This window comes from Streptomyces ziwulingensis, from assembly GCF_039542605.1.
GTDB classification, from domain to species: domain Bacteria; phylum Actinomycetota; class Actinomycetes; order Streptomycetales; family Streptomycetaceae; genus Streptomyces; species Streptomyces ziwulingensis.
Window position 1 is genome coordinate 158,918 of sequence record NZ_BAABIG010000061.1, and the last position, 8,759, is coordinate 167,676.

Consider the following 8,759-nt stretch of genomic DNA (forward strand, 5'->3'; position numbering starts at 1 on the left):
CCCTGCCCACGCCCCCGGGCATCACGTCCGCGGCGGTCCTCACACCGCGCGGTTGCGCCTGCGCGCCAGTTCGTCCGCCGGGTTCTGCCCGATCAGGGTCTCCCCCGTGTCGACCCGCTCACCGTGCAACTGGGACAGCGCGCTCTCCACGTCCCGCCACACCACGCCGACGGCGATCCCGAAGATCCCCTGACCGCCCTGGAGCAGTGCGTGCACCTCGTCGGGCGAGGTGCACTCGTAGACCGTGGCACCGTCGCTCATCAGCGTCGTCCGCTCCAGATCGCGGAAGCCGCTCTCCCTGAGGTGCTGGACGGCGGTGCGGATGTTCTGCAGGGACACACCCGTGTCGAGGAACCGCTTCACGATCTTGAGGACGACGACGTCGTGGAAGCTGTACAGACGCTGCGTGCCGGACCCGTGGGCCGGTCGCACGCTCGGCTCGACGAGCCCGGTGCGGGCCCAGTAGTCGAGCTGGCGGTAGGTGATGCCGGCCGCCGCGCAGGCCGTGGGCCCCCGATAGCCGATCTGCTGGGCCGCCACGGGCGCCGCCTCTGTTCCGCTCGGCACCGCCGCCGGTCGCTGCCGCGCCTGGTCGGCCGCGCTGCTCTGCTGCGGATAGCCCCCGCCCGACCGGAGCCGAGAGCTTCCGGGAGGGTACGGACCGCTCGCCCCGAGACCGCGTCCGGGGGCACCCCCCACCGTACCGTCGCCGCTGCTTCTCACGCCGACCTCCGTCCTTGACCTGCCTCCTCGACGGTAGGCAGTCACCAACGGTGCGTCAACGATCGCCACACTCGCCACGCCGAGTGATAATCACCCTACGAGTGGTTTACCGTGCCTCATCGTGGGGAAAGGCTAGCCGGATGTGCCCGGCGGACGCCCCTCACTGATTGCTGGTGCCGAAGTCCTCGGGCGAGATCTGGTCGAGGAACTCGCGGAACTTCTCCACCTCGTCCTCCTGCTCGTCGGGGATCGCGATGCCGGCGTCGTCGAGCACCGTGTCACTGCCGTAGATCGGGGTCCCGGTGCGCAGCGCGAGCGCTATGGCGTCGGACGGCCGCGCACTCACCTCGACCCCGCTGGCGAAGACCAGCTCGGCGTAGAAGACCCCCTCGCGCAGGTCCGTGATCCGCACTTCGCTGAGCTCCTGGCCGACGGCCTCCAGCACGTCCTTGAACAGGTCGTGGGTCAGCGGGCGCGCGGGAGCCATGCCCTGCTGGGCGAAGGCGATCGCCGTCGCCTCCCCCGGTCCGATCCAGATCGGGAGGTAACGGTCGCCTCCCACTTCACGCAGCAGCACGATCGGTTGGTTGGAGGGCATCTCGACCCGGACACCTACGACATCGAGCTCGTTCACACAGCAACCCTAGGCCGTGCCCGGGACGTTTGGGTAGTCGGGCCGGGAACGGGTGACCGATCCAAGCCTTCGGCACTGCCCCCGATCAGGGCAGCCGGACCCCGAGAGCGGTCTGCACCAGCGCCGCGTGCAGCTTCACCGCGAGGCCCGCCAGTTCCTTCGTACGGGCCTCCGCGTGGGCCCTGGTCTGCGGATTCCGGTGCCGCTTGAGCGGCGCCACCACCTGGTCCACCAGGCCCGCCTCCCGGTCCGCGGCGGCTTTCATCACCCGCAGATGGCGGGGCTCGATACCGAAGCGTCCCAGTTCCACCACGAGTGCGGCCACCGTGGTGGTCTCCGCGTCGTAGGCGCCGTCGGGCAGCGGGGCGATGAGCCCGTACGACTCCCACTCGTCGAGCTGCCGTTCCTCTATCCCGGCCGCGGCGAGCAGCTCCGCGCGGCCGATCCGCGCCACGGCGGGCACCTGGGGAGTCTCCGGCGCCGCCTCGCCGTCGCGCTGCCGGCCCAGCGTCGGCAGCTTCACCGCCTCACCGCGCTCCATGGCGTCCAGGTGCTCACGGATCACCTTCAGCGGCAGATAGTGATCCCGCTGCATCCGCAGCACATGGCCGAGACGCTCCACGTCGTGGGCGCTGAACTTGCGATACCCCGCCGGGGTCCGCCGCGGGTCGACGAGCCCCTCCGACTCCAGAAAACGGATCTTGGAGATCGTGATGTCGGGGAACTCGTCGCGCAGCACATTGAGCACTGTGCCGATGCTCACCAGGCCACCGTCCGTGGCGGCGGCGCCGTGCCCGGCACCGCCACTCGGTGTTTGCAGCATGGACCTTCCCTGGGGATGTGCCCCCGGACGGTGAGCCCGGGAGGTCAGTAGCCCCGCTGGCTCGCGTAGAACACCAGCCGGTACTTGCCGATCTGCACCTCGTCGCCGTTGGACAGGGCGACGGAGTCGATACGCTCGCGGTTGACGTACGTACCGTTCAGGCTGCCCACGTCGGCGACGGTGAACGACCCGTCCGGCTGCCGGCGGAACTCCACGTGCCGACGGGAGACCGTCACGTCGTCCAGGAAGATGTCGCTCTGCGGGTGGCGCCCGGCCGTGGTCAGCTCACCGTCCAGCAGGAAGCGGCTGCCCGAGTTCGGCCCCCGGCGCACGACCAGCAGGGCGGACCCCAGCGGGAGCGCCTCCACGGCGGCCTGCGCCTCCGGGGAGAGCGTCGGCATCGGCGTCTGGCCGGTGACCTCGGAGTCGTACGCCTCCAGGCCGGAGATCGAGATCGTGGACGTCGTCTCCGAGGCACGCTCCGGGGTCGCCCCGGGCCGCAGCGGGGCGCCGCAGTTGGAGCAGAAGCGGCTGTTCTCCGCGTTGCGGTTGCCGCACCTCGTACAGACCAGGGCCGACATGGACGGATCCTCCTGCGGCGGCTGCCCCGCCGGGGCATTGGACGCGTACGGTCCGGGGGCGAACCCTCCACCCGTACTTGAGGTCGACGGTTGCCCGAAACCTATGCCGCCGGACTGAGAGGGGTCAACAGACGGCGCGCCCTGACCACCCACCTGGTCCCGGAACAGGGGCCGATGGCCCTCCGCGTCGGGCTGCGCGCGGTGGCGAGCGGTCGCGTTCTCCCCGCCATCTCGCGCGCTCTTGCCGAACAACTTCGCAAACAACTTCACGGGCGCTTCCCCTTGACCGAAACAGACCCGCCCGTGGGGCAGGACGAACCCTGACTGAACCTACTGATCGACCCGGACATCCTCACAACGTCCGTCGCCACCAGACAGTTTCCACCACGCACCACCCAATCGGTGCGCCGACCCCCCGCAAGCTCATGCCCCCGTCGCGCGACGGCCATGCACCGCCGGTTCACCGGGAGGACGACCGAGCGTAGTCAGGCCGCTCCGCCGCTCGCAAGGCGTCCACAATGATCTTGCTCGACCGCTCAACAGTAGCGGTGGCCTGTTCCTTCTCCAGGGTCTGCACCACGCCTCCAGGGATGTTGAGTGCCGGTTCGAGGTCCTGCGGCTTGCCGATGACCTTGAAACGATACGGCGCGTCGATCTGGTTCCCGTCGACGCTCACGGCGTCGGACGCATCCGTCAGATAGGTCCCCGCGACCACCCGCACGCCGTTCACCTGGATCGCCTCCGCACCGGCGGCGCGCAGCTCCTGGATCGCGTCGAGCAGCATGTCCGCCTCGACCGCCCCTTCCGGGTCCTGGATGCTCATCGTGATGCCGGGCCCCTGCGCGGCCACGGTGCCCGCCAGCACACCGAGTTGCCGCTCTTTCTCGATCGTCTGCTTACGGGCCTCCTCGGCCTGGTCGGAGCTGTTCTCCAGCTCGTCCCGCTGCTTCTCGAGACCCTGCTTCTCGTCCTCAAGACGCTGCGTACGGTCGTCGAGTTCATCGAGGATGCGGACCAGATCCTCCTGTCGTGCGCCGCGCAGCGCGCTGTCACCGTCGCTGTTGGAGGCCACCTGCACGGCCAGCCCGAAGCCGAGCCCGAAAAGCAGCAGGGCGACGATCAGTTGGGCCCGGGTGACGCGCGGCGGCCACAGCCCCCGCACCAGCCGCTGCCGCCCGGTCTCCCCGTTCCGCGCCGGCGGCACCGGCTCGCCGGCCCCGTCGGGCGGCGTGGGCACCACCTCCGCGGGCAGTTCGGCGCGGAGACTGTGCCGCCCGTGCTCTCCGTGGTCGCTCATCGGCCTCACGCCCGGAAGACGTGCCGGCGGATCGCCGCGGCGTTGGAGAAGATGCGGATGCCGAGCACGACCACGACACCTGTGGAGAGCTGGGCGCCGACGCCCAACTTGTCGCCCAGGAAGACGATCAGCGCGGCGACGACGACGTTCGACAGGAACGACACCACGAAGACCTTGTCGTCGAAGATGCCGTCGAGCATGGCCCGCAGCCCTCCGAAGACGGCGTCCAGCGCCGCCACCACGGCGATCGGAAGATAGGGCTCGACGGCCGCCGGAACCTCCGGCCGGACCAACAGCCCGGCCACGACTCCCACGACGAGGCCCAGTACGGCGATCACGATGTGCCCTTCTCGGTTTTCGGTTGTGCGGTACGTACGATCACACTCGGTGCGGCCGGCAGCCGGAGGTCGTCCTCGACGGAGATGCCGGTCCGAATGCCGTAGCTCTCCTGCAACGCGTGCAGGTACAGCCCGTCGGAGCCGTTCTGGAACCGCGTGCTGAGCCGCTGCCCGTCCCCCACGGCGAGCACCGTGTACGGCGGCACCAGCGGCTTGTTGTCGACCAGTATCGCGTCACCCGCGGCCCTGATCGCGGACAGCGCGGTCAGCCGCTGCCCGTTGACGGTGACCGCCTCGGCGCCCGCCGCCCACAGCCCGTTGACCACGCGCTGCATGTCACGGTCGCGCACCCGTCCGGTGTCGGAGAAGCCGGACGTCCCACGCGCCTCTCCGTCACCTCCCGTGGCGACGTCCTTGGCGTCGTTCACGACGAGCCTCACCCCGGGGCCGCGCACCGCGACCGCCCCTGACAGGACGGCCACCAGGTCGCTCGGGTCGCCGTCCCCGCTGTGCCGCAGCGCCTCGCGCTGGCGGGTTCCGACGTCCCCGCGGAGCCGGTCGACGTCCTTCTCCAGCCCGTCCGCCGCCGAGGTCTCCTCGTCGATGCGGTCGATGAGTTCCTCGCGCTCCTTGGCCGCGGCCGGCGCCGCGATCCGCGCCTGGGCCGCCCCGACGGTGACCACGAGGGCCGCGAGCACCAGTCCTGCGGCGAGGCCGAGCTTGGCCCGGAGGGTCTTCGGCATCCCGCCGGAGCCTTCGGCCCGCCTGCGCTCCGCCGCTTGGGCGTAGCCGTCGTCGAGGCTGTGGTCCATGACGTTGGTGAGCAGCGACATGGACGCGTCCGGGCGCGGAGGCCGCGTGGGTGTGCTCCGAACGGGGGGTTGCTGCGGCATGCCGCACATCGTCGCACGCCACGGGCGCTGCGACCGAACGGCCCCACCGGCGTGCCGGACAGGCCCCCTTGGGGAGGCTTGTCCGGCACGCCGCCGTGCGGGCTGTTACCGCCCCGCGCTGTCCACTACGCCCGCCCACTCGTCGAGCAGCGCCTGCGCGGAGGCGTCGTCGGGGCCTTCCGCCCACAGGTGGGTGACCGCCTCGGCCGGGTCCGGCAGCACCATGACCCAGCGCCCGTCGGCCTCCACCACCCGCACACCGTCGGTGGTGTCCACGGAGCGGTCTCCCGCCTCCTCCACCACCCGGCGCATCACGAGGCCCTTGACGGCCCACGGGGTGGCCAGGTCACGCTTGAGGACGTGTGCCTTCGGGATGCGGGCGTCGATCTGGCTCAGTGTGAGCTGGGTCCGCGCCACGAGCCCGATCAGCCGTACGAAGGCCGCGGTGCCGTCGTAGACGCTGCTGAACTCGGGGACGATGAATCCGCCCTTGCCGTCACCGCCGAAGATCGTCCCCTCCTCGCCGCCGACCCGCGTGAGGTCGTCGGGAGAGGTGGTGGTCCACTCCACCTGGGTGCCGTGGTACGCCGCCACCTGCTCGGCGATCCGGGTGGTGGTCACCGGCAGCGCCACGCGCCCGCTGCGCCGCTCCGCGGCGATCAGGTCCAGCAGCACCAGGAGGGCACGGTCGTCCTCGATGATCCGGCCCTTCTCGTCGACGAGCGAGAGCCGCTCACCGACCGGGTCGAACCGCACGCCGAAGGCCGCCCGCGAGGAGGCCACGATCTCGCCGAGCCGGACCAGCCCGGAGCGCCGCATCTCGGCCGACTCGGTGGGCCGGGACTCGTCGAGACCGGGATTGATGGTCAGCGAGTCGACGCCCAGCTTGCCGAGCAGGCTGGGCAGGACGAGTCCCGCACTGCCGTTCGACGCGTCGACGACGACCTTGAGGCCCGATTCCTTGATCCCCGCCGTGTCGATGTTGCGCAGCAGCGACCCGGTGTACGAGTCGAACACGCTGGACGGGAAGTGCAGGTCACCGATCTCACCGGGGAACGCGCGCCGGTACTCCTGGCGGGCGAACACCCGGTCCAGCTTGCGCTGGCTGCCCTGCGACAGGTCGGCGCCCTGGCTGTCGAAGAACATGATGTCGACGGAGTCCGGCACCCCGGGCGTCGTACGGATCATGATGCCGCCGGCGCTTCCCCGCGCGGTCTGCTGCCGTGCCACCGGCAGCGGCACGTTCTCCAGGTCGCGTACGTCGATGGCGCTGGTCTGCAGGGCCGAGATCACCGCGCGCTTGAGCGCACGCGCACCACGGGAGTGGTCGCGGGCCGTGGTGACCGTGGAGCCCTTCTTCAGCGTGGTCGCGTAGGCGCCGGCCAGGCGGACGGCGAGTTCGGGAGTGATCTCGACGTTCAGGATTCCGGACACGCCCCTGGCACCGAAGAGGTGCGCCTGGCCGCGGGATTCCCAGATGACCGAGTTGTTGACGAAGGCGCCGGCCTCGACCGTCTTGAACGGGTAGACCCGTACGTTCCCCTGGACGATGGATTCCTCGCCGACCAGGCATTCGTCGCCGATGACGGCGCCGTCCTCGATCCGCGCCGCGCGCATGATGTCGGTGTTCTTGCCGACGACGCAGCCGCGCAGGTTGCTGTGCGGTCCCACGTACACGTTGTCGTGCACGACGGCCTTGTGGAGGAACGCCCCGGTCTTCACGACGACGTTCGAGCCGATGACGGTGTGCTCGCGGATCTCGGCACCGGCCTCGACCTTGGCGTAGTCGCCGATGTACAGGGGTCCGCGCAGTACGGCGTCGGGATGTACCTCGGCTCCCTCCGCCACCCATACGCCGGGGGAGATCTCGAAGCCGTCGAGATCGACGTCGACCTTGCCCTCAAGGACGTCGGCCTGCGCCTTCACGTAGCTTTCGTGGGTACCGACGTCTTCCCAGTAGCCCTCGGCGATGTAGCCGTAGATGGGCTTGCCTTCCTTCATCAACTGCGGGAAGACGTCGCCGGACCAGTCGACGGAGACATCGGCCTCGACGTAGTCGAAGACCTCGGGCTCCATGACGTAGATACCGGTGTTCACCGTGTCGGAGAAGACCTGGCCCCAGGTCGGCTTCTCCAGGAAGCGCTCGACCTTGCCCTCTTCGTCGACGATGGTGATGCCGAACTCCAGCGGGTTGGGCACTCGCGTCAGACAGACGGTGACGAGCGCGCCCTTCTCCTTGTGGAAGTTGATCAGCTCGGTGAGGTCGAAGTCGGTCAGGGCGTCACCGGAGATAACGACGAAGGCATCGTCCTTCAACGCCTCTTCGGCGTTCTTGACGCTTCCGGCGGTACCGAGTGGCTTCTCCTCATTGGCATAGGTGAGCTCCATTCCGAGCTCTTCACCGTCACCGAAGTAGTTCTTGACCAGAGAGGCCAGGAACTGCACGGTGACAACGGTCTCGTTCAGCCCGTGCCTTTTGAGCAGCCGCAGCACGTGCTCCATGATCGGCCGGTTGGCCACCGGCAGGAGCGGCTTGGGCATGCTCGAGGTCATAGGACGAAGGCGTGTGCCCTCGCCACCGGCCATCACTACGGCCTTCATGTCGGAAGCGTCCTCCTCTAAGAGACGGATCTAGCCGACTTCACCCGCCTCGATTGTCCCGCACTTTTCGAGCACGGGCCATCGGGGGCCGTTACGGCCGCACAGTCAGCGAGTTCAATCGGCCATGGTGTCCGCACAGACCAAGCGGCGGACCTGAACCACGTAGAGGACTCCTGCCCACCAATACAGCGTTGTACCCCATCCGGCGAACGCCCATCCGAAAATAGCTGCGAGTGACGAGATCCAACCGCTTCCGTCACTGAGCAGCAGCAGCGGGAAGGCGTACATGAGGTTGAACGTGGCCGCCTTCCCGAGGAAGTTCACCTGCGGCGGCGGATAGCCGTGGCGTCGCAGGATGCCCACCATGACCAGCAGGACCAGCTCCCGCGCGAGAAGTGCAGCGGTCAACCACAGCGGCAGGATCTCGCGCCAGGTGAGTCCGATCAGCGTGGACAGAATGTAGAGCCGGTCCGCGGCGGGGTCGAGCAGCCGGCCGAGGCTGCTGATCTGGTTCCACCGCCGGGCGAGCTTGCCGTCCAGGTAGTCGCTGATGCCGCTCAGGGCCAGCACCAACAGCGCCCAGCCGTCGCTCTTCGGGCCGCCGAACTCCGGCCTGAGAATGAGCCACAGGAAGAGGGGCACGCCGACGAGGCGGGCCATGCTGAGGATGTTCGGGATGGTGAGGACCCGGTCCGTCTGTACGCGGGTCTCCTGGACCTCCACCCGGGAGCCTCCTGGAGGAAAGAGCCGACAATGCTCCCTGACCCTACCTCAACGCAAAAAAGCTCCGGCTCTTGGGCTGGTGCCCAAGAGCCGGAGCTCTAAAAGAAGTTCGGCGGCGTCCTACTCTCCCACAGGGTCCCCCCTGC

General features: G+C 69.2%; 9 protein-coding genes. All 9 read right to left on the reverse strand.

What is annotated here, in order from left to right; translation table 11 throughout:
* Positions 1–39: 39 nt before the first annotated feature.
* The 9 genes from ABEB00_RS27755 to clsA all read right to left on the reverse strand — a co-directional run bounded on the left by ABEB00_RS27755 (position 40) and on the right by clsA (position 8,613).
* Positions 40–723 carry a MerR family transcriptional regulator gene (locus ABEB00_RS27755; RefSeq protein WP_345623133.1) on the reverse strand — a complete coding sequence of 228 codons (684 nt, stop codon included), beginning with the start codon at positions 721–723 and terminating at the stop codon, positions 40–42.
* Between the two features lie 160 nt (positions 724–883).
* Positions 884–1,357: a bifunctional nuclease family protein gene (locus ABEB00_RS27760; RefSeq protein WP_093771173.1), complete on the reverse strand. Its 474-nt coding sequence runs from the start codon at positions 1,355–1,357 to the stop codon at positions 884–886.
* An 85-nt stretch (positions 1,358–1,442) separates the two neighbouring features.
* Complete coding sequence (ftsR, locus tag ABEB00_RS27765; protein ID WP_345623138.1) at positions 1,443–2,180, reverse strand: transcriptional regulator FtsR; 738 nt, start codon at positions 2,178–2,180, stop codon at positions 1,443–1,445.
* Positions 2,181–2,224: 44 nt separating this feature from the next.
* Positions 2,225–2,761, reverse strand: a complete 537-nt coding sequence (locus ABEB00_RS27770; RefSeq protein ID WP_345623140.1) for an FHA domain-containing protein — start codon at positions 2,759–2,761, stop codon at positions 2,225–2,227.
* Positions 2,762–3,221: 460 nt separating this feature from the next.
* A complete protein-coding gene (locus ABEB00_RS27775; RefSeq protein ID WP_345623142.1) occupies positions 3,222–4,058 on the reverse strand; it encodes a DUF881 domain-containing protein in 837 nt (278 codons plus the stop codon).
* Between the two features lie 5 nt (positions 4,059–4,063).
* A complete protein-coding gene (locus ABEB00_RS27780; protein ID WP_003977440.1) occupies positions 4,064–4,396 on the reverse strand; it encodes a small basic family protein in 333 nt (110 codons plus the stop codon).
* Entirely contained in the window at positions 4,393–5,229 is an 837-nt protein-coding gene (locus ABEB00_RS27785) for a DUF881 domain-containing protein (protein WP_345623145.1), read from the reverse strand. The genes ABEB00_RS27780 and ABEB00_RS27785 overlap by 4 nt, the downstream gene beginning before the upstream one ends.
* A gap of 165 nt (positions 5,230–5,394) precedes the next feature.
* Positions 5,395–7,890, reverse strand: a complete 2,496-nt coding sequence (locus ABEB00_RS27790) for a sugar phosphate nucleotidyltransferase (RefSeq protein ID WP_345623147.1) — start codon at positions 7,888–7,890, stop codon at positions 5,395–5,397.
* Positions 7,891–8,004: 114 nt separating this feature from the next.
* The gene (gene clsA, locus ABEB00_RS27795; protein WP_345623149.1) at positions 8,005–8,613 is read right to left on the reverse strand and encodes a cardiolipin synthase ClsA; all 609 of its coding nucleotides are present in this window, start codon (positions 8,611–8,613) and stop codon (positions 8,005–8,007) included.
* Between the last annotated feature and the right edge of the window lie 146 nt (positions 8,614–8,759).

Excerpts from the sequence above, each read along its gene's own strand:
- ftsR (WP_345623138.1), bottom strand. The coding sequence starts at position 2,180 with ATGCTGCAAACACCGAGTGGCGGTGCCGGGCACGGCGCCGCCGCCACG.
- ABEB00_RS27775 (WP_345623142.1), bottom strand. The coding sequence starts at position 4,058 with ATGAGCGACCACGGAGAGCACGGGCGGCACAGTCTCCGCGCCGAACTG.
- ABEB00_RS27785 (WP_345623145.1), bottom strand. The coding sequence starts at position 5,229 with ATGTCGCTGCTCACCAACGTCATGGACCACAGCCTCGACGACGGCTAC.
- ABEB00_RS27790 (WP_345623147.1), bottom strand. The coding sequence starts at position 7,890 with ATGAAGGCCGTAGTGATGGCCGGTGGCGAGGGCACACGCCTTCGTCCT.
- ABEB00_RS27770 (WP_345623140.1), bottom strand. The coding sequence starts at position 2,761 with ATGTCGGCCCTGGTCTGTACGAGGTGCGGCAACCGCAACGCGGAGAAC.